The 21568-nt window shown below is 71.8% G+C and carries 17 protein-coding genes; 10 read left to right on the top strand and 7 right to left on the bottom strand.

Annotated elements, in window-relative coordinates; genetic code table 11:
* Positions 1–57: 57 nt before the first annotated feature.
* A complete protein-coding gene (locus WMF34_RS21550) occupies positions 58–1845 on the bottom strand; it encodes a hypothetical protein (RefSeq protein WP_437994403.1) in 1788 nt (595 codons plus the stop codon).
* Positions 1846–2599: 754 nt separating this feature from the next.
* Between WMF34_RS21550 and WMF34_RS21545 the strand changes: the two genes are divergently transcribed.
* Positions 2600–4300 (top strand): DUF1592 domain-containing protein, encoded by a 1701-nt coding sequence (locus tag WMF34_RS21545; protein ID WP_437994402.1) that lies wholly within the window; start codon positions 2600–2602, stop codon positions 4298–4300.
* On the top strand, positions 4297–5673 hold the full coding sequence (locus WMF34_RS21540) for a DUF1552 domain-containing protein (RefSeq protein WP_012236788.1): 1377 nt from the start codon (positions 4297–4299) through the stop codon (positions 5671–5673). The genes WMF34_RS21545 and WMF34_RS21540 overlap by 4 nt, the downstream gene beginning before the upstream one ends.
* A 37-nt stretch (positions 5674–5710) precedes the next feature.
* Here WMF34_RS21540 and WMF34_RS21535 read toward each other — a convergent pair whose 3' ends face one another.
* Positions 5711–6877, bottom strand: coding sequence for a S1C family serine protease (locus WMF34_RS21535; RefSeq protein WP_012236787.1), 1167 nt, complete (start codon positions 6875–6877; stop codon positions 5711–5713).
* Between the two features lie 229 nt (positions 6878–7106).
* Between WMF34_RS21535 and serA the strand changes: the two genes are divergently transcribed.
* Together serA and WMF34_RS21525 are read left to right on the top strand one after the other, a co-directional pair.
* Entirely contained in the window at positions 7107–8366 is a 1260-nt protein-coding gene (serA, locus tag WMF34_RS21530) for a phosphoglycerate dehydrogenase (RefSeq protein WP_437994401.1), read from the top strand.
* Positions 8367–8433: 67 nt separating this feature from the next.
* Positions 8434–9459, top strand: a complete 1026-nt coding sequence (locus WMF34_RS21525; RefSeq protein ID WP_012236785.1) for a LacI family DNA-binding transcriptional regulator — start codon at positions 8434–8436, stop codon at positions 9457–9459.
* Positions 9460–9570: 111 nt separating this feature from the next.
* On the opposite strand, the gene WMF34_RS21520 is transcribed toward WMF34_RS21525, so the two are convergent.
* The 4 genes from WMF34_RS21520 to WMF34_RS21505 form a co-directional block, all read right to left on the bottom strand.
* Positions 9571–10806: an MFS transporter gene (locus tag WMF34_RS21520; protein WP_012236784.1), complete on the bottom strand. Its 1236-nt coding sequence runs from the start codon at positions 10804–10806 to the stop codon at positions 9571–9573.
* 117 nt (positions 10807–10923) lie between these two features.
* On the bottom strand, positions 10924–11796 hold the full coding sequence (locus tag WMF34_RS21515) for an alpha/beta fold hydrolase (RefSeq protein WP_437994400.1): 873 nt from the start codon (positions 11794–11796) through the stop codon (positions 10924–10926).
* A 130-nt stretch (positions 11797–11926) separates the two neighbouring features.
* On the bottom strand, positions 11927–13333 hold the full coding sequence (locus WMF34_RS21510; protein ID WP_012236782.1) for an FAD-binding oxidoreductase: 1407 nt from the start codon (positions 13331–13333) through the stop codon (positions 11927–11929).
* A gap of 116 nt (positions 13334–13449) precedes the next feature.
* Positions 13450–13608: a hypothetical protein gene (locus WMF34_RS21505; RefSeq protein WP_157906824.1), complete on the bottom strand. Its 159-nt coding sequence runs from the start codon at positions 13606–13608 to the stop codon at positions 13450–13452.
* Between the two features lie 86 nt (positions 13609–13694).
* On the opposite strand from WMF34_RS21505, the gene WMF34_RS21500 reads away from it, so the two are divergent.
* The 6 genes from WMF34_RS21500 (at position 13695) to WMF34_RS21475 (ending at position 19572) form a co-directional block, all read left to right on the top strand.
* On the top strand, positions 13695–14030 hold the full coding sequence (locus WMF34_RS21500; protein WP_437994399.1) for a hypothetical protein: 336 nt from the start codon (positions 13695–13697) through the stop codon (positions 14028–14030).
* Positions 14031–14057: 27 nt separating this feature from the next.
* Positions 14058–15062 carry a hypothetical protein gene (locus WMF34_RS21495; protein WP_157906823.1) on the top strand — a complete coding sequence of 335 codons (1005 nt, stop codon included), beginning with the start codon at positions 14058–14060 and terminating at the stop codon, positions 15060–15062.
* Positions 15063–15089: 27 nt separating this feature from the next.
* Positions 15090–16091, top strand: a complete 1002-nt coding sequence (locus WMF34_RS21490) for a DUF3396 domain-containing protein (RefSeq protein ID WP_437994398.1) — start codon at positions 15090–15092, stop codon at positions 16089–16091.
* Between the two features lie 103 nt (positions 16092–16194).
* The gene (locus WMF34_RS21485; RefSeq protein WP_437994397.1) at positions 16195–17259 is read left to right on the top strand and encodes an alpha/beta hydrolase; all 1065 of its coding nucleotides are present in this window, start codon (positions 16195–16197) and stop codon (positions 17257–17259) included.
* Positions 17260–17838: 579 nt separating this feature from the next.
* The gene (locus WMF34_RS21480; protein WP_012236777.1) at positions 17839–18273 is read left to right on the top strand and encodes a hypothetical protein; all 435 of its coding nucleotides are present in this window, start codon (positions 17839–17841) and stop codon (positions 18271–18273) included.
* A gap of 474 nt (positions 18274–18747) precedes the next feature.
* Complete coding sequence (locus WMF34_RS21475) at positions 18748–19572, top strand: CBS domain-containing protein (RefSeq protein WP_012236776.1); 825 nt, start codon at positions 18748–18750, stop codon at positions 19570–19572.
* Positions 19573–19654: 82 nt separating this feature from the next.
* Here the strand turns inward: WMF34_RS21475 and WMF34_RS21470 are convergent, their stop codons facing one another.
* Positions 19655–21466: a hypothetical protein gene (locus WMF34_RS21470; RefSeq protein WP_437994396.1), complete on the bottom strand. Its 1812-nt coding sequence runs from the start codon at positions 21464–21466 to the stop codon at positions 19655–19657.
* Positions 21467–21568: the final 102 nt, after the last annotated feature.

The following is a 21568-nucleotide window of genomic DNA, read 5'->3' as shown; positions in this document are numbered from 1 at the left end:
GTGCAGAGGGGGGCGGAAACTGCTGTTTTTGGCGTCCTGGGCGCCCCCCGGAAGAGCTCAGAAGAACCCGATCGGCCCGGGCGACCAACGGAACTCGACCGCCTCGCCGACCGCGGGCGGCGCGACGCGGCGGAGCCTCCCGTCGCGCCACGCCAGGATCACGAGCCCCGGATCCTCGAGCGGCGCGCCCAGGTCGATCTCGAGCCGCACCGGCCTCCCGTCCGCGACCTCGGCGACCCGGATCGTGGCGCCGCACTGGCCGACCTCGTAGCCCGCGGCGATCGGCGAGGACGGCGCGCGATAGAGGGTCTCGAACGCCCCGGTCAGCATCGTCCCGTCGATGCGCCCCAGGGAGAACGAGGACGGGCCTGTGCGCGTGAGGCGGTGGGTGCCCTTGTTCATCGAGAGGATCGACCAGCAGGAGAACGAATCGGGCGACTCCAGGGCGCGGATCGCCTGAGGGTACATGGCTGCCATGGGATCCGAGGCGGCCGCGATGAAGACCCGCTTGCGGGGCGGCGCGTCGATCTCCGCGGTGCGGGCGATGTCCTCGAGCTTGCGCGCGATATCGACGCTCGACGCGGTGGCGGCGAGGAACAGGAGCGGCGCGATCCCGAGGTGCACGGCGGCGAGGAACCCGGCGCCGGCGCGGTGGGGCCATGACGCGACGCCGGGCGAGGGCGCGCGGCGCAGCCCGCGCAGGACGACGACGGCGAGGAGCGGCGCGATCCCGAGGCCCGGCATCAGCAGCAGGCGCGACCCGGGGAACCCCCCGAGGCTCGTGAAGAACGCGAGGAGCGCCCCGGGGACGAGCCAGCGCAAGGCGGCCCGCTCGCGCTCGGGGACCGCGGGGAGGCAAGCGCGGTAGAGGAGGGCGACGCCGGCGGCCGACGCGAGCCCGACCGCGATGAAGGGGAGCTTGGGGAGCGGGACGGAGAGATCCGCGGGCACGGCCACGAGGGCGCCGCCGATCAGGATGGGCAGCCGCTCCGCCGCGGCGGCCATGAAGGCGAGCGGACTGTTGAGCGGGTCGATATACCCGCCGGTGTGCGCGGCGCCGCCGCCGAACGCCTTGTACGCGGCGAAGTACACGAGGAGGCCGAACACCGGGAGCACGCCGGCAGCCCGGGCGCGAAAGCCATCTGCGCGGCCCGGCGGCACGGGACCGGCGAGCTGATAGGCGATCCAGTACGCCGCCCCGCCGAGCGCCGCCTCGCCGCCGAGGAGCCCGATCCCGAGCCCGAGCGGGCCCAGGTACAGCCCGGGCCGCCACCCTTCCTCGCGGTAGCGGAGGTACGCAAGGAGCCCGAGCACCACCGGGAGCGCCGCGAGCAGCATGTGCTGGCACGCGATCCAGCCGACCGGGTGAACGTGGTTCCCGCTGATCGCGAAGATCAGCGTGGCGAGCGCCGCGGTCACGCCCGGGAGCACGCGCAGGAACAGCCTGCCCGCGGCGGCGACCAGGGCGACGTAGAGCCCGATCGAGACAAGGTGGTACCCGAGCGGGGCGTCGCCGAAGACCGCGCGCTCCAGCGTGAACAGCGCGCTCGCCAGGGGGCGGACAAGGTGGATCCTGAGCTCCGGATCGGTCCACCACGGCAGCCCGGAGATGGAGACGGCAGCCCGTGTCTCCCCCGGAACGCCGGGGAAGAAGTTGTAGAGATCGTACCAGGGAGGCGAGCCAGGGATCAGCTTCGCGAGGTAGCAGAACAGGATGTAGTCATCGGCATAGAAGGCGATCGCCACCGTGGGCAGCGCCAGGGCGAGCGCGAGGAGCAAGACAGCCGTGAAGAAGCGAGGATGGCTGAGCCACCGCGCGAAGCGATCGGAAGGATCCGGTTTCATTCGGGCCCGCAACGTAGGGTAGGTCGCGCGCGCCGTGTAGAGCCCCTGGAAACAGCACATCCGGGCGGGCGAGGCCCGTGGCCATGTCCGGACGGCCGTCAGCGCATCTCGGCGGCGGCGCCGCGCATGAGCTGCAGGAGGTCGCGCTGCATCTCGCCGCTCACCGTGTGGCGGCGTGAGCCCGCGCGGAACGATGAGGCGCGCCTTGACGTCGGCGCCCGACAGCAGGCCCGTGAACGACTCGGGCCTGTCGCCGAGCCCGTTCCCGCGGCGGCGACACCGCACCGCCTCGTCAGGAGTGGCCAGCCATCGAGATCTCCTGCCATGGCCGGCATGCATGGGAGATCACACACACGAGCAAGGAGAGTTTTGGGTGTCGTTGGATTTGTCTGCTCCAGGGCGATCGTCGCGCACCTGCCCATGGACCGAGATTTTTTTTGGTTGTTAGTAAAGTGTATTTCCTACATAACTGGATCTCGCTGCTTGGCTTAGAGCGAACGAAACCTCTTGTCGCCAGGCAGCCGATGGTCGGCGCGTCGCGTCGTTGCTCCGCGTCGCCCTGCTTCAGCAGGGCGCCTCGTGGCACCCGGCGCTGCGCCCACCGTCGGCTGCCTGGTGCAGTCCGGGTTCGTTCGGAGCCTTTCTTCAGGAGAGGTCGGCGACCTCACTGGCTTATCGATTGACCACCTCGTCGCGGTAGCGGCCGAGGTGAGTCTCCTGCGTACACAATCGATCTGCTCATCAGGAGAGCTCGATGATCTCACTGGCTTGTCGATTGACCGCCTTCCCGCGGTGGCGGCGGCTGCTCGGCGCGCAGCTGAGCGTCGCCGCGCTCCTGATCTCGGGGTGTACGGGCGCCGTGGGCGATCCGGGGGAGGACGACGGGGATGGCGTCATTCCCGGCGGCCCGACTGGGCCCGAGGTCGCCGAGCGCAGCATGTTTCCGCGGCTGACCCACGCGCAGTGGGAGAACACGGTGCGCGACCTCCTGCGCCTCGACGACCGGCCCGGCCTCTCGGCGTCGTTCACGAGCGACCCGCTCGGCGGCGTGTTCGACAACAACGAGGCTGCGCTCCTTGTGACGCCGGGCCTCTGGGGCGATTACCAGCGCGCCGCCGAGGAGCTCGCGGCGATGGTGGCCGCCGATCCGGGCAAGCTCGGTCGGATCGCGCCGGCGGACCTGCCGGACGCGCCGGAGGCGCGGGCGCAGGCGTTCGTCGAGCGGTTCGGCGAGCGGGCGTTCCGGCGCCCGCTCACGGACGAGGAGCGGGACGCGTACGTCGCGCTGTTCCACCGCGGCGAGGAGCTCTTCGAGGGCGAAGACCCGTTCGCCGCGGGCGCCCGCGCGGCGCTCGAGGCGTTCCTGCAGTCCCCCCATTTCCTCTACCGCGTCGAGATCGGCGCCGGGCCGGCGGAGGGCGGGCTCATCCCGCTCGGCGGACACGAGATCGCGACCAAGCTCGCCTATACCCTGTGGAACACGATGCCCTCCGACGCGCTCCTCGAGGCGGCGAAGGCGGGCGAGCTCTCGACCCGCGAGGCCGTCCGCGCCTACGCCGGGGGGATGCTCGACGACCCGCGCGCCCGCGAGGTCGTCGGCGCGTTCCACCGGCAGCTCTACGATTACGAGCAGTACCACGACCTCAACAAGGACCAGGCGCTCTACCCCGAGTTCGTCCCCGAGATGGGCGACGACATGCAGCGCGAGGCGGAGCTCTTCGTGGATCACGTCGTCTTCGACGAGGAGGGCGGGCTCACCGACCTGCTCACCGCGCGCACCGCGTTCGTGAACGATCACCTCGCCGCGGTCTACGGTATCGAGGGGGACTTCTCGGACGAGTTCAAGCGGGTGGAGCTCGACGAGGCCGAGCGCTCGGGGCTGCTCACGCGCCTCGGCTTCCTCGCGGCCAAGGCGACGGCGCGGCAGCCGGACTCGATCCACCGCGGCGTCTTCGTGAACCTCAGGATCCTCTGCGCCTCGCTGCCGCCGCCGCCCGACGACGCGACCTCGCTGCCGCCGGGCGAGCTCGCGACCAACCGCGAGCGCGTCGAGGCGCACACGGGCAAGGGGACCTGCGGCGCGTCGTGCCACGGGGTGCTCATCAACCCCGCCGGGTTCGCCTTCGAGCATTACGACGCGATCGGCAAGTACCGCACGACCGACAACGGCGCGCCGGTCAACTCCGCGGACGCCTACACGCTCGGCGGCCAGCCGAGGAGCTACGCGGATGCGGTCGAGTTCAGCCAGCTGCTCGCCGAGAGCAGCGAGGCGCACGGGTGCTACGCGGAGCGCTGGCTCGAGTTCACCCACGGCCGCGGCGCGCGCGCGGAGGACCGGGCGCTCGTCGAGGAGCTCGGCGAGGCGTCGCGCGGCGGCGCCTCGACCAAGGAGCTCATCGTCCGGATCGTCTCCTCCACACCCTTCCTCGCTCGCGTTCCCGCGGAGGCGCCATGATCACCCGACGACGTGTGCTTCGAGGCCTGTTCGGCGTCACGGTGGCGCTCCCGTTCCTGGAGACGTTCGCGCCGCGGCGCGCCTCGGCCGGCGCGGGGGACGCGCCGCCCTTCGCGATCTTCATGCGCCAGGCCAACGGCGTCGCGCAGCAGGTCGGCGACGAGCCGGAGATGTTCTGGCCCAGCGCGCCGGGCCCGCTGACCGCCGAGTCGATGGCCGCGGACGCCGATCGAGCGGTCAGCGAGCTCAAGGACTACGCGAGCCGGCTGATCCTGGTGCGCGGCGTCCGCTTCGCGTTCCCGGGCAACGGGTGCGGCCACTCCGGCGGCGGCAACCAGTGCCTGACGGCCGCGCAGGTGTCGGAGGATCCGGCGGGCAACGAGTCGCTGGCGATGGGCGAGTCGATCGACAACCGCATCGCGACCGAGCTCAACCCGGCGGGCGTCGAGCCGCTGACGCTCTACGCGGGCAGGAAGGCCGGCTACATCAACGAGGTGCTCTCGTACCGCGGGCCGAAGCAGCTGCGCGCCGCCGAGCGCGACCCGTACAAGGCGTACCAGAAGCTCTTCGGGCTCGCCGAGGTGGACGCCGCGGCCGCGGAGGCGCTGGCCGCGCGCCGCGCCAGCGTGAACGACCTGGTCCGGGAGCAGATGCAGGCGCTGATGCGCCGGAAGGACCTCAGCCAGGGCGACCGCGAGCGGCTGGAGCTCCACTTCGACAGCATCCGCGACCTCGAGGTCGGGCTCGCCTGCGCGCTCCCGCCGGAGCGGGTCGCGGAGATGGAGGCGATCTCCCCGGACGTCGGCAGCTACGGCAACGTGGAGACCGTCGCCCGCATGCAGATGGACATCATCGCGCTCGCGATGGCGTGCGGCGCGACGCGCGCGGCGACCCTGCAGGTCGGCGATGGCAACGACGGGACCGAGTACACGATCCACGGCGTGCGGCAGAAGAGCTACCACAAGATCTCTCACCGCATCGACGGCGACGGCGAGGTCGGCCCGCCGATCGAGGGCGCGCAGGAGCTGCACCACCAGATCGACCGCATCCACGCGCGGATCTTCAAGCACCTGCTCGACAGGCTCGAGTCGTACGATCTCGGCTCGGGGACGCTCCTCGACCGCGGCGTGGCCGTGTGGCTCAACGACAACGCCGACAAGTACCACTCCTACTCGAGGGTCCCGTACATCCTCGCCGGCGGCGCCGCGGGTTACCTGAAGACCGGCCAGTTCATCGACCAGCGGGTCACCATCAACAAGCTGCTCAACACGATCGGCGCGGCCGTCGGCTGCACCAACGGTGAGGGGGGCCCGCTCGACGACTTCGGCGACGAGAGCCTCGAAGGCGGGCTCGTCGACGCGATCGTTGCCTGAGAGAGGAGCTCGGGTAACTCGGGGCGGGGGAGGCGGGTCAGCCGAGGAGCTCGACCGCGACCTCGATGGTGGCCTTCTCGCCGTTCGGGCCGCGGAGCACGTCGACCTTCACCTTCTCGCCCGGCTTCTTGCCGTCGAGCGCGTTGTACAGCCCGTCATAGTCCTGGACGGGCGATCCGTCGATCCCGACGATCACGTCGCCCAGCACGAGCCCGCGGTCGCCCTCGGAGAGGCCGCGCAGGCCCGCCTTGTCGGCGGGGCCGCCCGGGACGATGGCCATGACGATGACGCCGCGGATGCCGTTGCGCCGCTCCAGGCGGCGGGACTGATCGAGCTGGATGCCGAGGCCGACCGTCTCGGCCTTCCCGGTCTTGATGATCTGCGGGACGATCCGCGCGATCGTCGTCGACGGCACGGCGAAGCCGATGCCGGCGGAGCTGCCGCTCTTCGAGAAGATCATCGTGTTCATCCCGATGAGGTGCCCGCTCGAGTCGAGCAGCGGGCCGCCGGAGTTGCCGGGGTTGATCGCGGCGTCCGTCTGGATCATGTCGCGGATGGTCACCTCGCCCACGCCCTGGACCTGGCGGCCGAGCGCGCTGATGATGCCGGTCGTCAGCGTGTGATCGAGGCCGAACGGGTTGCCGATCGCGATCGCCTTCTGCCCGACCTCGAGCGGCTCGCGCAGCGGCGCGACCTGGATCGGCTTCAGCATGTCCTTGGGGGCGTCGATCTTGATGACCGCGATGTCCTTGCGCGGCTCGACGCCGACGAGCTTCGCCGGGAACGTCTTCTCCCCCTGCAGCCGGACGACGAGCGACTGCGCGCCGGCCACGACGTGGTAGTTCGTGACGATGTGGCCGTCGGCGTCCCAGACGAAGCCCGAGCCCGAGCCCGCGGGCACCTCGACGGCCGTCCCCCAGAAGCGGTCCACCACGAGCCGCTGCTGCGTCACGAACACCGTCGAGGGCGCGACGTCGCGGAACACGGCGATCGAGTTGCGCTCGTCCTCGATGAGCGCGCCCTTCGAGGGCGGGACGGGCGGCGGCGTCGTGTCGATCGTCGCCGACGTCGCCGGCGCGTCGGGGACCTTGGTCGCGTTGGGCGACGGGCCGCTGGGGCCGGGCTTCCCCTTGCATCCGGCGGAGGCGGCGAGCGCGGCGACGACGAGGACGGCAGGGAGTCGAGCGTGGCTGCGGTGGCGCATGCGGCGCAATCTAGCTTGCTATCGGCAAGGCGTCTCCCCTGCGGCGCGCGGTCGGCCTGCGCGGCGGCGCGGCAGTCTGCCGCGCGCAACGAATGCGCGGAACCGACGCGCGCACCGATGCGCGGAACCGATGCGCAGGACGGTCGCCTTCCGGCGTCGGCGCACGTCGGCGTCGGATCGGATCCTGGGATGCAAAAGGGCGAAGTTGCGGTAGAGGTGGCCTTGACGGATGAAGCCCATGACGCCCTCAGCAACGAAATTCCAGACGACCCCCCCTGTCGCGAAGGAGCCCGTCAAGGTGCTCCTGCTCGAGAACATCCACCAGAGCGCGCACGAGCTGTTCCGGTCGCGATCGTTCGAGATCGAGACGCGGAGCTCCGCGATGAAGGAAGACGAGCTCATCGCCGCGCTCGCTGGCGTGGACATGCTCGGCATCCGGAGCAAGACGCACGTCACCGCGCGCGTGCTGGAGAAGGCGGACAAGCTGCTCTCCATCGGGTGCTTCTGCATCGGCACGAACCAGGTCGACCTCGACGCGGCGAACCGGCGCGGCGTGCCGGTGTTCAACGCGCCGTTCAGCAACACGCGCAGCGTCGCCGAGATGATCATCGCCGAGTCCATCATGCTGGCCCGGCAGCTCGGGGACAGGTCGCGCGAGGTGCACGCGGGCACCTGGAAGAAGGTCTCGAAGGCCTGCTACGAGATCCGCGGCAAGACCATCGGCCTCATCGGCTACGGCCACATCGGCCAGCAGCTCGGCGTGCTCGCCGAGGCGATGGGGATGCGCGTGGTCTACTACGACATCGCCCAGAAGCTCCCGATGGGCAACAACCGCGCGCTGCCGACGCTGGAGGCGCTGCTCGCCGAGTCGGATTTCGTCTCGCTCCACGTGCCGGCCACGCCGGAGACGCACAACATGATCGGCGCCGCCGAGCTCGCGCACATGCGCAAGGGCTCGTACCTGCTCAACGCGAGCCGCGGCTCGGTCGTCGTGATCCCGGCGCTGGCCGAGGCGCTGAAGAGCGGCCACCTCGCGGGCGCGGCGATCGACGTCTACCCGGAGGAGCCGGAGTCGAACTCTGACGGCTTCCTGACCGAGCTGCAGAAGCTCCCGAACGTGATCCTGACGCCGCACATCGGCGGCTCGACCGAGGAGGCGCAGGAGGCGATCGGCCGCGAGGTGTCGCGCGCGCTGACGCAGCTCGTGACCACCGGGGCGACGACGGGCGCGGTGAACTTCCCGAACGTCGAGCTCCCGCCGCTCAAGGCCACGCACCGCATCCTCAACGTCCACCGCAACGTGCCTGGCGTGCTCCGCGACGTGAACCGCATCGTGTCGGACGTGAACGCCAACATCGACAGCCAGGTCCTGTCGACCGACGCCAACATCGGTTACCTCATCATGGACCTGTCGCAGGACGTGTCCGCCGAGGTGAGCCGGCGCATCGGGGCGCTCGAGACGAGCATCCGCACCCGCGTGCTCTACTGAAGCCGCGCCGGGCCGGGGCGCCGCCGCGCCCCGGCCGGAGTCCCCGGCCCCGAGAGGTGCCCCCGCCTTGTCGCCACCGTTCACGATCCAGCCGGGGCCGCGGCCGCAGATCCGGATCGAGGAGGTCGCCAAGCGCGCCCGCGTCTCGCCCGCGACCGTCAGCCGCGTGGTGAACGGCAGGGGCAAGTACAGCGCGGAGACCCGGGAGCGCGTGCTGGCCGCGATCGACGAGCTCGGCTACGTGCCGAACACCGCCGCCAGGAGCCTCGCGCAGGGGAAGACGGGCGTCCTCGGCCTGCTCCTGCCGAACATCAGCACCGAGTTCATCTCCAGCCTCGTGCGGGCCATCGCCGCCTCGGCGGCCGAGGCGGGCTACGACGTGCTGCTCTCCGTGAGGCCGGAGGCGCCGGCGCGGCGCCTCGTCGGGCGGCACAACACGGACGGGGTGCTGATCTTCGGCCACTACGTCCACGAGGCCGATCTCCAGCAGCTGATCCACCAGAAGTGCCCGGCGGTGCTCATGTACCAGTCGTCGCCCGCGGACGTCCCGCTGCCCAGCGTGATCATCAAAAACGCCTCCGGCGCGCGCGCCATCGTGGGGCACCTGATCGAGGCGCACGCCCGGCGCCGCATCGCCTTCCTCCACGGCGTCTCCGAGAGCGAGGACTCGACGACGCGCGCGGAGGGGTACCGGGAGGCGCTGGCCGAGCACGGCATCGCCGTGGATCCGCGCCTGATGCGCCGCGGCTTCGACGCGCGGGAGGCGCGGGCCGCGACGCTCGCGTGGGTGCGCGAGGGGGCCGACTTCGACGCGATCTTCGCGTGGTGCGACCACGCCGCGGCCGGCGCGATGGAGGCGCTGCGCGCCGCGGGCAAGCGCGTGCCCGTGGAGGTCTCCGTCGTCGGCTTCGACGACGCGCCGTCGGCGCGCCACCTCGAGCCCGCGCTCACGACCGTGCGCGCGCCGACGGACGGGGTGGGCTACCGCGCGGTGCAGGCGCTGGTGGACCTCATCCAGACGGGCAAGGCCGAGCGGAGGATCGAGCTGCCGACAGAGCTGATCGTCCGGCGGTCGTGCGGCTGCGATCTCTGAGCCCGGCGAGGATCCGCGATCGAGCGCCTCGTCGTATGCCGCCGCGAGCTGGCGAGTCTGCGCGGCGAGCGGGGCTGTTTCTACGTCGATCGCCGCGCGATGGGGAGAGCGCTATTCATTCCAGACCGGGACGCTGGCGCGCTCTCCGGCGCTGCGCCGCGCGGCCGGGTCGTCGCCCGCGAAGACGACGGTGAACACGACGAACGCGGCCCACAGCGCCGCGAGGTGGTAGATCATCGCGACGCCGCCCGCGGCCTGGTAAATGGCGCTCGACGCCGGAGGGCCGAGGAGCATCCCGGCGGCGTAGAAGACGTTGTAGAGCGAGTTGGCGCGGCTGTAGTCGCGCGGCGCGGTGACGACGCCCTGGAGCGCCAGGCTGAGCGGCGATATCGACGCGAGCGTCGCCCCCGCGACGAACACGGCCACGCACATCGCGTCGTAACGATCGAGGTACACGAAGCCGAGGATCATCAGCGTGCCGATCGTGCCGAGCACGCGCATGAGCAGGAGGTGGCCGCGGCGGTCGCCGATCCGGCCAAAGACGTTGGTGAAGAGGAGCATGCCCACCGCGAAGTAGGCGGGGATCTGGATCGTCTGATCGCGCGTGACCCCCTTTTCCGCCATCAGGTAGAGCGGGAGGAACAGCACGACCGACGCCTGGAAATAGCCGTAGGCGAAGGTCGCGAAGCACGCGGTCTTGATGCGCGCGAGGATCGAGGCGGAGGACGCCGAGGGCTCCGCCCCGCTCGCCGCGCCGGCCTTCCCGTGGGCCTCGGACATGCCCGGCAGGTCGCGGTCGAGGCGCGCGAGCACGAGGACGGCCGAGATCAGCGAGATCACGCACGAGAGGAGGAACGCCGCGGGCATCGAGGAGAGCGCGACGATGTGCGGCGCGCAGAGCGGCCCGAGGACGTAGCCGAGCGCCATCGAGACGGCGTAGAGGCTCGTGACGAACGCCTTGTTGTCCTTGTCCGACCGGGCGAGCAGGATCGTCTCGCAGCTCACCCAGATGCCGACCGAGCAGGCCCCGTCGAGGAAGCGCACCGCGGCGATGGCGGCGAAGCTCGGCAAGTAGGGGAAGGCGCCGACCGCCGTCGCGTACCCGACCAGCGCGAGCACCAGCGTGGCCTTCGCCGAGAACCGGCGGATGAGCGTGTCCATCGGCAGCGAGAGCAGGACGATGCCGAGCGCGAAGCACGACGCGAGCAGGCCGATGTCGGTCTTGGTGAACCCGCGCGCATCGAGGAAGACCGCCGTGAGCGAGATGGCGATGCCGTACGCGAGACCGAGGAGGAATATCGCGCCGAAGACGAGCCAGATGTTGCGATCGGGGATGCGGCGGAGCATGAGCGCCCGCCAGGTTCGATCGGTCGCTCCGCCGTGTCAAACGGGTACGTGCGTCAGGAAACGCGCGTCGCCGGCGGTCGCGCCGCGCGGCCGCGAGGGCGCGAGGGCGCGAGGGCGTCAGCGCAGGAACTCGAGGAGGAGCTGATTGACCTTCTCCGGCCTGTCGTAATGCACGAAGTGGCTCGCGTCGGGGATGCGGGCGACTCGGGCGTTCGGCACCAGCGCCGGATCCGGCGCGGCGAGCTCGGAGCCGAGATAGCGATCGTGCTCGCCCCAGATCACCTGCACCGGGACGTCGATGCGGGGCTGCCTACCGAGCTCGCCAAGGCTGCCCGGGCGGAAGAGCGCCCGGTAGTAGTTGATCATCGCCGTGAGCGCGCCGGGCTCCGACCACGCCTTCACGTAATGGGCGAGATCCTCGTCGCTCACCGCGCCCGGGCGCCGCGGGTCGTCCTTCACCGCCGCGCGGAGCCACGCAAAATCGTCCTTCTGCGCGGCGAGCTCCGGGAGCTTCGGGAGCTGGAAGAAGAACATGTACCAGCTCTTGCGGAGCTGCCGCGCCGTGCGGAACCCGGCGACCAGCCGATCGGGGTGCGGGCAGTTGAGGACGACCAGCCGCTCGAGGAGCGCCGGATACCGCGCCGCGAACCCCCAGGCGACGCCGCCGCCCCAGTCGTGGCCGACCACCGCGGCGGCGCGCTCCGCGCCGGAAGCCTGGATCAGCGCGGCCACGTCCGCGGTGAGCTCGGCGATCGCGTACGCGGCGACGCCCTCGGGCTTGTCCGAGAGGTTGTATCCGCGCATGTCGGGCGCGATCACGCGGTAACCCGCCTCGACCAGCGCGGGTATCTGGTGGCGCCACGAGTACCAGATCTCGGGAAAGCCGTGGAGGAGCACGACGAGCGGCCCGTCGCCGGCCTCGACGTAGTGGAGGCGCACGCCGCCGTGCTCGGTGAACCGGTGCGAGAGCTTGGATTCGTCGAGGGTCATCGTCTCTCCTTGCGCTGATTCCGTCGAACGGCCGCCGGCGCTCTGCCGCGCGGTCACGGGGTGAATCGCTGGTTGTTACATGGTGGTCCGGGGGCGCGGCGAGCGAGGCGAGGGGGCGCGCGGAAGGCGCTCAGACGTCGATGATCTTGCCCGGGTTCATGAGGTTCAGCGGATCGAGCGCCCGCTTGATCGACCGCATGATCGCGAGCTCCTCGGCCGAGCGCGAGTAGGGCAGGTAATCCTTCTTGAGCAGGCCGATGCCGTGCTCGGCGGAGATGCTGCCGTGGTACTTCTTCACGAGCGAGAAGATGGCGTGATCCGCCTCGTGGGTGCGCTTCAGGAACTCCTCGCGCGTGAGGTCGTCGGGCTTCATCACGTTGATGTGGAGGTTGCCGTCGCCGATGTGGCCGAAGAGCGCGATCTCCCACCCTGGATAGCGGGCCTCGAAGAGGCTCTCGAGCTCGGAGCAGAAGCCCTCGAGCTCCTGGATGGGGAGGGACACGTCGTTCTTGTGCGGCAGCCCGGTCGCCGACAGGCTCTCGCTGATCCCTTCGCGGAGCGCCCAGAGCTCGGCGGCCTGCGCGCCGTGCTGCGCGAGCGTGCCGTCGGTGACCAGCCCGCGCTCGAACAGCGAGGTGATCCACGCCTCGAGCGCCTCGGGCTCGCCGCGCTCGACCTCGATGAGCACGTAGTAGTCCGACGGCGCGGAGAGCGGCACGCGCACGTTCCGGTGGCGGCGCAGGCGCGCCTGGCACTTCTCGGTGAAGAACTCGTAGGCCATCACCACGAACGGCCCCGTCCGGGCCTCGCGGAAGAGCGCGAGCACGCCGGCGAGGTCGGGCACCGCGAACAGGAACACGTTGAGCGCCTCGGGCACCCGCGTGAGCTTGAGCGTCGCCTCGGTGATGATGCCGAGCGTGCCCTCGCTGCCGATGAACAGCTGGCGCAGGTCGATCCCCGTGTTGTTCTTCTCGAGCGCGCCGTTCAGCTCGAGCACGGTTCCGCTCGCGGTGACGACGGTGAGCCCGAGGACCCACTGGCGCGTCAGGCCATAGCGGATGACCTTCACGCCGCCGGCGTTCGTCGCGATGTTGCCGCCGACCTGGCTCGACCCCTTCGAGGCGAAGTCGACAGGCCAGGTGAGGCCGTGCGGCGCGACGTGCTGGTGCACCGCCTCGGTCACCGCGCCGGCCTCGACGCGCACGGTCGCGCCGAGGACGTCGACAGGGCCCATCTTGCGCATCCGATCGAGCGACACGACGAGCTCGCCCCTGGCCGCCACGGCGCCGGCGGCGAGCCCCGTGCGGCCGCCGGAGGGCACGACCGGGACGCGGTGCTCGGAGCAGAGGCGGAGCAGCCGCGAGACCTCGTCGGTCGAGCGCGGGAGCGCGAGGGCCGAGGGCCTGGGCTCGTGGACCTTGGTCCAGTCGCGGCCAAACGTCGCGAGATCGGCGGCGTCCGTCGAGAGGAAATCCGCGGGGAGCTCACGCTGGACGGCCTCGAGGAAGGGGCCGGGGAGGCCAGTAAGTGGGGTCATGGCTGGGTCGGTAGTGCGGCGCGGCGGCGGGGGCAAGCGGGCTGCGCCGTCCTCGCGGGTCAGCCGGCGCCCCGGGATCTCGCCGCTGCTCTGTGGACCGCCGAGGTGCGCGGAGATCAGCCGGGCCTCTGGATGGCCTTCAGGAGCTGCGCGGCGAACGCCGGATCCTTGGCCATCTTGCGGGTGCCAAAGCGCCTGAGCCGCAAGAGGCCGCCCTGCGGCAGATCGAGGCCGTCGAGCGGGCGTGGGGTGCGGCGGCCTGTGCCAGCCAGCAAGCGCGCGTAGTCCTCGGCCCGGATGGGCCCGTTTCCGCGCTCGACATCGACCGCGGGCTGCTCTGGCTCGCTGGCCGGCGGAGACGGTGGGCGCGGGCAAGGCGCTCTCGATCGGCGCCCTGTATGCGGTGGCCGTCGGCGCCGACATGCGCACCGAGGTCGCGGGCAGCAGCGTCGAGTCGGCCGGCGGCTCGAAGTCCGTGAGCGCTGGCGAGACGATCACCATCGAGTGCGGCAGCAGCAAGCTGTCCATGGACAAGGGCGGCAACGTGATCATCGAGGCGAGCAACATGAAGATCAACGCCTCGGGCATGGTGAAGGTGGTCGCCTCGGGGAAGGTCGATGTCGAGTCGTCGGGGACGGTGAACCTGAACGCCACGGGGCACGTGAAGGTGAAAGGCTCGCTCGTCGGGATCAACTGAGCCGCGCTCCTCTCGCAGCATCGAGCAATGAGCTTACCCGCGCCGAGGGATGCCGTGGGCAGCATCGATTTCCCCCCGCTCCTCCTCGACGTCGTCGAGGAGCACGCCAGCGAGGCGGCGTTCCTCTGGTCGCTGCGGGATGGGGCCGTCCGCTCTCCTGCCTGCGATCTCGGCTCGCTCGGCAGGCTCGACGAGCGCCTGGAGGCGCACCTCGACGGGCTGCGGATCGCCGGCGAGGAGGGCCTCGCCCTCTGCGAGGAGCAGCTCGACGCGCGAGACGCCGGCGCCTTCTTCGCAGCCATGGTGCTGGCGGCCGAGCGGGCAGACATGGCCGCTGTGGCGAGGATCCTCGCGAGAGGCGCGCGCTCGGCGCCCCTCTCGCGCGGGATCGTGTCGGCGCTCGGCTGGATCCCGCTCACCCGGGCAGCGCGGATCTTGCCGGAGCTCTGGTCGAGCGCCTGCCCGGGCGAGCTTCGCTACCTCGGGATCGCGGCCGCCGCCGCGCACCGGCGCGATCCGGGGGCGCCGCTCCTGGAAGCCATCGCGTCCGACGATACACGCCTCAAGGCGCGCGCGCTGCGAGCCGCCGGCGAGCTCGGGCTGAGCAGCGCGCTGCCTTTGCTGCGGCGGGAGCTCGAGGCGGCGCGCGGGCGCGGCTGCGACGAGGACGGGCATCGATCGCCGAGGTACGTGCCGGTGCCCATCCCCGAGCGCCGGAGCGCTCCTGAGTCGGAGCGAGAGCGGGAGAGGCCCTCTCCCTCGCCGCCGGTCGGCGTGCCTGCACCGGCGTTCTCGTTCGAGGGGGTGGGAGAGGCAGCGCTGGGGCTCCTGGAGATGGCAGGCGGCGCGGTCCTGTTCGGGGCATCGACCGTGGGCTCGGCGGGCCTCGTCCTGGACGACGTGACCGGAGTTGGCGTGCTGGACGACCCCGCGCTCGTGGTCACGGGGGCCGGGATGGCCGCCGGAGGCGGGATGGTCCTGGACGGCCAGCGGCGCTGGAGCTCCGGCATCGGGAAGATATTTGGATGGTAACTGATGGCAATCGCCGGAGGTGAGCAAGTGGCTGAGCACACCCAACTCCCTCTCGAGGACGGGCTCTCCGTGGTGGACGACAGAGGTCGCACCGTCCTGCGGATCGCGCTGCTCGCCACGGTCTATTTCGAGCGCGGGCACAGCCTCGAGAAGCGCCGGGCCGTGGCGGAGTGCTTCGAGGAGTACCGCGCGATGGCGGGCGGTCACCTGCGGTGGGCGCACCCTGGGTCGGCCGGGTTCGACCGCCTCGACGGCGCCGTCGCGCGCGACCCTGCGGTCTGGCTCGTGGATCCAGGCCTGAACGAGAACGCAGGCTGGGAGTTCATCTGGCATGGCGGCGCGACCGACGAGGAGGCGAGTCATTTCATGATCGGCGGGCTGGGGGCGCCGAAATGGGAGTGCGACCGGCGTGGCGACCTCGGCTTCTTCTCCTTCGCGCTGCCCATCACATGGTTCGCCGACCGTCCAGGTGGCTTCCCGAGCCTGCTCTTCCGTTTCTGTGAGAGGATCCAGCCCGTCCACGGCTATGGCGGCTTCGGCCTCGTCCAGTCCCCGAACCGCTTCCTCAACCAGCTGCACGAGAAGACGGTGTACGCGCTGGCGATGCGGCACCCCGGGCTGGAGATCGATTACCCGATCACGCACAGCCTCTGGCTGCGGGATGGCATCAAGGGCGTCAACTGGCTGACGATCCTCGGCGAGCGATGGCTCGCGGCGCTGGGAGGCGCGTCGGCGCTGGGGCAGGCGCTCGGTGGCACGGCCGAGCTGCGTGAGCTGCAAGGCGGCGCCCTCGTCATGGCGGGCCCGCATCCGGAGCTCGGAGATACGAACCGCGCGCTGTACCCGGTCTCTTATGGGCCCGTGTCGAGGGCGCTCAAGCCGATCCGGGTGAAGACCCACCCGCGCGTGCACTCGATGGGGCCATTCGGCAAGGAGGAGTTCGAGGCGTGGCTCGCTCGGCTCGATGGAGACCGGCAGGACCCTGGGCAGAGGAGCGGCGGGCACGGCACGAGCCTGCCCCCGCGGTGACCGCAGCGCGAGGCGTCATTCACGCAGCCGTTATCCGACGAGCGCGGAGCCGGCGCCGCCCTCGTTGCGGGGCCGCGCCCGACAGGGCATCGTGACAGGAGGCATGGAGAAGGCACACGGCGTGGAGGGGGACGCGGGCGCCCGCGGCGCGCTCGAGGTCGCCATGGCTGGGGGCGTGCACAGGGCACGCGGCGGATGGAGCCGTGATGGGCGCGTGGCTCTGCTCGCGGCGCTCGCCCTGGCGCTGGCCACGTGCGACAGCGCCGCCGTCGGCGTCCCGCGCGATGGCGACGGCGCGGGCAGCGCCGGGGGCGCGGGTGCTGGCGAGCCTGGCGAGGGCGGCGCCGCCCGTGCCGGGGTCGCGACCAGCAGCGGGGCTTCCGGCGGGGGCGGCGAGGACGGCGGGGACGGCGGGGGCGGCGAGGACGGCGGGGGCGGCGAGGACGGCGGGGGCGGCGGGGGCGGCGCGCTGAGCTGGGAGCCGGTCGAGACGGACTGGTGCTCGGCAGGGTGGATCGGCCTGGACGACCACACCTGCTTCCATGTGCCCGAGACCGCGCGCCGCGGCGCGCCGATTCTTTATGTGCTGCACGGGGCCATGGCGCCCGACTCGCTGCCCGTGGACCTCCAGGCCACCGCCGCGGAGGCCGCCGAGGCGCTCGGCGCCGTCGCCTTGTTCCCGCGCGGGAGACCCGGACTCTGCACCTGGGATCCGTCCGTGGAGACCTACCCCTGCTGGCCGACACGCCGCGAGACCGTCGACGCCGCGGCGCCCGCCCTGCTCGAAGAGTGGATGCGCGCAGAGGCGCTGCTGGCGCGGATCCTCGGCGGGACGTTTGACAGGCGTTATGTCATGGGCTTCTCCAACGGCGGCTATTTCGCGAGCTACGTGGCGCTCGAAGGCCTCGTCGCCGTCGACGGCGCGGCGCTCGTCGGCGCGGGGCGCATGGTCATCGAGGAGCACCTGTTCTCCGAAGAGAGGCCGCCGATCTTCATCGCCGTCGGCGAGCTCGAGCTCGCCTCCACCATCGCGAGCGCCGAGAACCTCGCCGACGTGCTGACCCAGCACGGCTGGGAGCACGAGCTCGTGGTGCACCCGGGGCGCGGCCACGAGATCCACGCCGACGACTTCTCTCGAGCCTGGGAGACCTGGATCGCCGCGCCCTGAGCGGCCTCGCATCGCCGCCGCGCTCGCCCGGCGGAGGATGGGGCCGACTTGACAGGACCCCTGACGCTCGCGACGCGGGATGCCCGGAGCGTCCTTTTTGAGCACCCTTGCGTACACGAGCTCAGCGGAGATGGGCTGAGCGCGCCGAGCGGGGCGGCGCGGATCGCCTGAGGACGGCGAACGCATCTGCGGTGGTATCGCCCCTTGTCTCATGTTGTCGGCGCGGAGGCTCGACATCGTCGGAGACACCTCGTCGACGCGCGCTGCGCCGAGAAATCCGCAGCGCGCGAAAGGCGTGTTATTGCCGGAGCCGCCGCGTTGCGCGAGGCGCTCCCGGCGGGCGCCGGGCGCGCCTGGAAGCGCCTTCTCTGCGCAGTGATCCGCCGCGGGGGGACACGCAGGATCACCGCGGGGTCGTGTGCTGTTTAGGAATGTCGGTTTGTCGTTGCCTCGCGCCCGCGGCGCGCGCCCTCGGGCGGCAGGCTCTGCACACCAGCTCTCGGGCATGAGCGCTGCTCTCTCCGCAACCCGACTGGCGCGACGGTCCTGCAGACGTCGCGGGCCGGGCAAGGAGGAGAAATGGTCGAGCTGTTGAATACCAGGTTGATGTGCGTCGCGATGGCGATGGCGGCGCTGGCCACCGGGTGCGCGGTGGGCGCGGGCGAGGCGGACGTCGACGAGAGTGATGCGGACGAGGCCGTGACGGTGGAGGAGGCCTCCCAGGCGCTGTGCGGCGACGCCAGCTGGGCGCGGAGCTGCGGGGCCCCCGGGGGCTTCACCGATCCGAGCTGGGGCTGGCCCAACGGGAACTTGGGCTTCCCCAACGGGAACTTGGGCTTCCCGACCTGCGGCAACGGGAGCTTCTTCGGCGGGAACCCCTGGGGTAACCCGGGCTGGAACAACTGGGGCAACTTCGGGAACTTCAGGCCTTGCGGCTGGAACAGCCCCTGGGGCGGCTTCAGGCCGCCGTGCGGCAGGCCCGGCTGGGGCGGCGGCGGCTGCGGCAGGTTCTAGCCCACTGGCCCGGAGTCCATCCGCGGCGACGACGGCGAGCGCGGGCCCTGGGCCGGCGCGCGACAGGCCCTCCGAACACGAGGGACCCCCTGCGCGCCCGGCGCCCGAGCAGCGGGTCGTCTGATGTGTCGCCCGGAGGAGTGACCGGGGTCCTGGCCTCCAGGAGCTTCGCGCTTGCCGCAAGCTCCTGGAGGCCAGGCGCCCCGGGGTCTCCGGATCGGCGATGGCCGTGCAGCTGACGGCCACGTTCCGGGGCCCCCACCTGTCGCATTTTAGGACATCGCCGCCTGGCACGCGCACCTGGGTCTGGCGGCTCAGCCGCTGCCCAGTCCGTTGCGCACCTCGGCGCAGATCGCGCGCCGAGGCGCGGTGCCTGCGCTTGCGCCAGGCCTGGCAGCCCTCGTCGGATGGCGGATCGCTTCTTGCTCCCTCCGGAGCGCGCCGGGGCGCCGGCGTCCTCGAGGAATGCTGGCCATGATGTCTTTTGCGACACCCGTCTCGCGTTACATGACCTGTGAAGTCATCGCGGCGTCCGACATGACGCCGCTGCCAGAGGTGCACCGCACGCTGGGCGAGCGCGCGATCTCCTGCGTTCCGATCCTGGACGCGGCGTCGCGCGCGATCGGCGTGCTGTCGCGCACCGACCTGCTCCGGCTCGGCAGGTTCGAGACGAAGACGAACAGCCGAGGAATGCTGCTCACGTTGCCCGATGTCCCCGCGCGGGCCGTGCTGCGCCCGGGCATCATCACCGTCGGGCGCGCGACGCTGGTCGTGCAGGCGGCGAGCGTGCTGCTGAAGCACCGTATCCATCGCGTGTTCGTCCGCGAGGACGAGGCCTTGACCGGCGTGTTCAGCACCAAGGATCTCCTGCTCTCCCTGGTCGAGGCGCGGGACCCGACGCCGATCGCCGGGCTCATGTCGGCGCCCGCGTACACGATCCCGCTCGACGCGCCGCTCGCGCTCGCCGCCGATCGGCTGACGACGGCGCAGGTGAGCGGGCTCGTGGTGGTGGATCCCGGCGGGTGGCCGGTGGGGATGTTCACGCAGACCGAGGCGCTGCTCGCGCACGGCGTGCTGTCCGATTCACCGGTCGAGGACGTGATGAGCCCGGCCCTGGTCTGCCTCGACGTCCGGACGCCGCTCCACCGCGCCGCGGCCGCCGCGCACGCGGCGCAGGCGCGGCGCGTGCTCGTGGTGCAGGGGCGGCGGCTCCGCGGCGTGCTGACGGGGCTGGACTTCGCGCGCGCCGTCGCAGGGACGGGCGTGATCACCACGGCCGCGAGATCCAGGGCGGGATAACGCCGGCCTCGGCGGCGCGGCCTCACCGCGCGGCGGCGCGGCTCACCGCGCGGCGGCGCGGCTCACCGCGCGGCGGCGCGGCTCACCGCGCGGCGGCGCGCGTCGCCATCCGCTCGACGACCCCGTCGGCGTCGGCGGTCAGGCGCGCGGCGAGCGCGCGGGCGGCGGCGGGCGAGGCCGACGCGACCCCCTCGACGGCGCCGAGCCGCGCGCGGCGCGGGACGCGCGGGTCCGCGGCGAGGGCCTGGAGCTCCGCGATCACGCGCGCCGAGGCGGAGGAACGCGTGGCGGCGCGGCCCGCCGCGGTGAGGGCGCGCGCCCTCACGTACGCCGGCGCGCCGGGATCGCGGCCGACCGCGAGCAGCCGATCCGCGTCGGCGCCGGCCGCGCGGAGCAGCTCGTCGAAATCCGCGCCTCGGGCCGCGCTCTGGCCGCAGAAGTGCCCCGCGAGCAGCGCCGCGGCGTGCGGCGGGAGCGCGGCGGTGGAGGCGAGGCGGTCCGGCGCAAACGAGCGAGCACCCTCGCCCGGAGTCGGCGGCGCGATGGGCGCTCCGCTCGCCGGCGTGTCCGCGTCGGCCGGGAGCGGGACGGCCGCCCCGCCGCCCTGCTCGACGATCCCGCGGTAAAGCGCGCTCGCCCGCACGATCGCCGTCTGCTGCGGCGTCATCGTGCCCGAGAAGTCGCCCCCCGTCGGGAACATGAGATTCCCGAAATCCGGGCAGCGCTCCATCTGTGACTCCACGTCGCCGCACCGCGAGGTGTCGTCGAGCGGGTCGCCGAAGTCAGCGTCGAACTCGGTGGTGTGGAACAGCCCGGCGAGGTGGCCGAGCTCATGGCGCAGGATGACGGTGTCGACCGAGGGCTCCTCGTAGAGCGTGACCACGATGCCGCTCAGGTGGGTGCCGTGCTGGACCGCGACCGAGGGCACGGCGGGTGTCACGCCGGACGCCTGCGCAATGCTCCCCCCGAACGCCGTCACCGCGATCACGTTGAGGGCCGGACGGCCGGGGGCGCCGGCCGTCTGCTCGAGCAGGCCGGGGAGGAGCTCGTCGTCGACGAACTCCCACTCCGAGCCCAGGTGGCGGATGTTGATGCTGCCCACGCCGAGGCCCACGTACCCCTCGTACGCGGCGAGCAGCGCGCGCCGCATGTACTGCTCGGAGACCGCCTCTCCGGCGATGAAGGCGTTGATGTCGATCTTCCCGCCGTGAAAGCGCCCGTCGAGCGTCCGGCGGTGCCACACCGAGAGGCGCACCGGCTCTCTCAGGGGGCCGATTCCGCCGTTGCCGAGCTCGATCCAGTAGACGCCCGGCGCGAGCGGCGCGGATGCGTCCGCGCCAGTCTGGGGGACGGCCGCCGCGCCGATGCCCTGGTTGAAGAAGGCGGCCATCGTGCCTGGGATGGTGTAGTCGGCCGCCAGCAGCCTGCCGTCGGGGCCGCGGATGCTCTCGATCCCGACCGGCTCGAAGCTCGGCGATGACGCCATGATCTCGGCGACGGCCGTGAAGCCCAGGGTGCCCGGCTCGATGGTCACCGGGACGGCGCCGTCGTTGTCGACGATGGTGTGCTCTTCCTTGACGAGGGGCGGAATCGGTGGGGCCCCCCCCTCGCCGATGCTGCCGCCTTGACCGGCCCCGGAGGTGTCTTGCGGCGCGGAGCTCGTGGTGTCTCCGGAGCTCCAGGAGCCGCCGGAGCCCCCGGAGCCGTCCGGCGGCGGCTCGAACCCGTCGACCACCACCCTGCCGCCGCAGGCGCCCGCGACGAGGGCCGCGAGCGCGCCCGCGGCGAGGAGAGCGCCTCCGCGCACCTGCGTTGCCCGGCGCTCACCGCCCGGCTTCCCGTCCACGCGAGACGGATCGATGGCGCTCGATGCCGGTGCAAGCGAGTTTGACATAAGCATGCTCCTGCGTCGGGAAGGGCCTTCCCTCACCGCGCGCGCAGTATGCGCGGGCCCTCGCGCGGTGTCACGCGCTGCGCACGCTCGTGACCTCGGCGG

It is taken from the genome of Sorangium sp. So ce145 (assembly GCF_051525985.1).
GTDB classification, from domain to species: Bacteria; Myxococcota_A; Polyangia; order Polyangiales; family Polyangiaceae; genus Sorangium; species Sorangium cellulosum_B.
The sequence above is the reverse complement of the archived record's forward strand: the minus strand, read 5'-3'. Positions and strand labels throughout refer to the sequence as shown.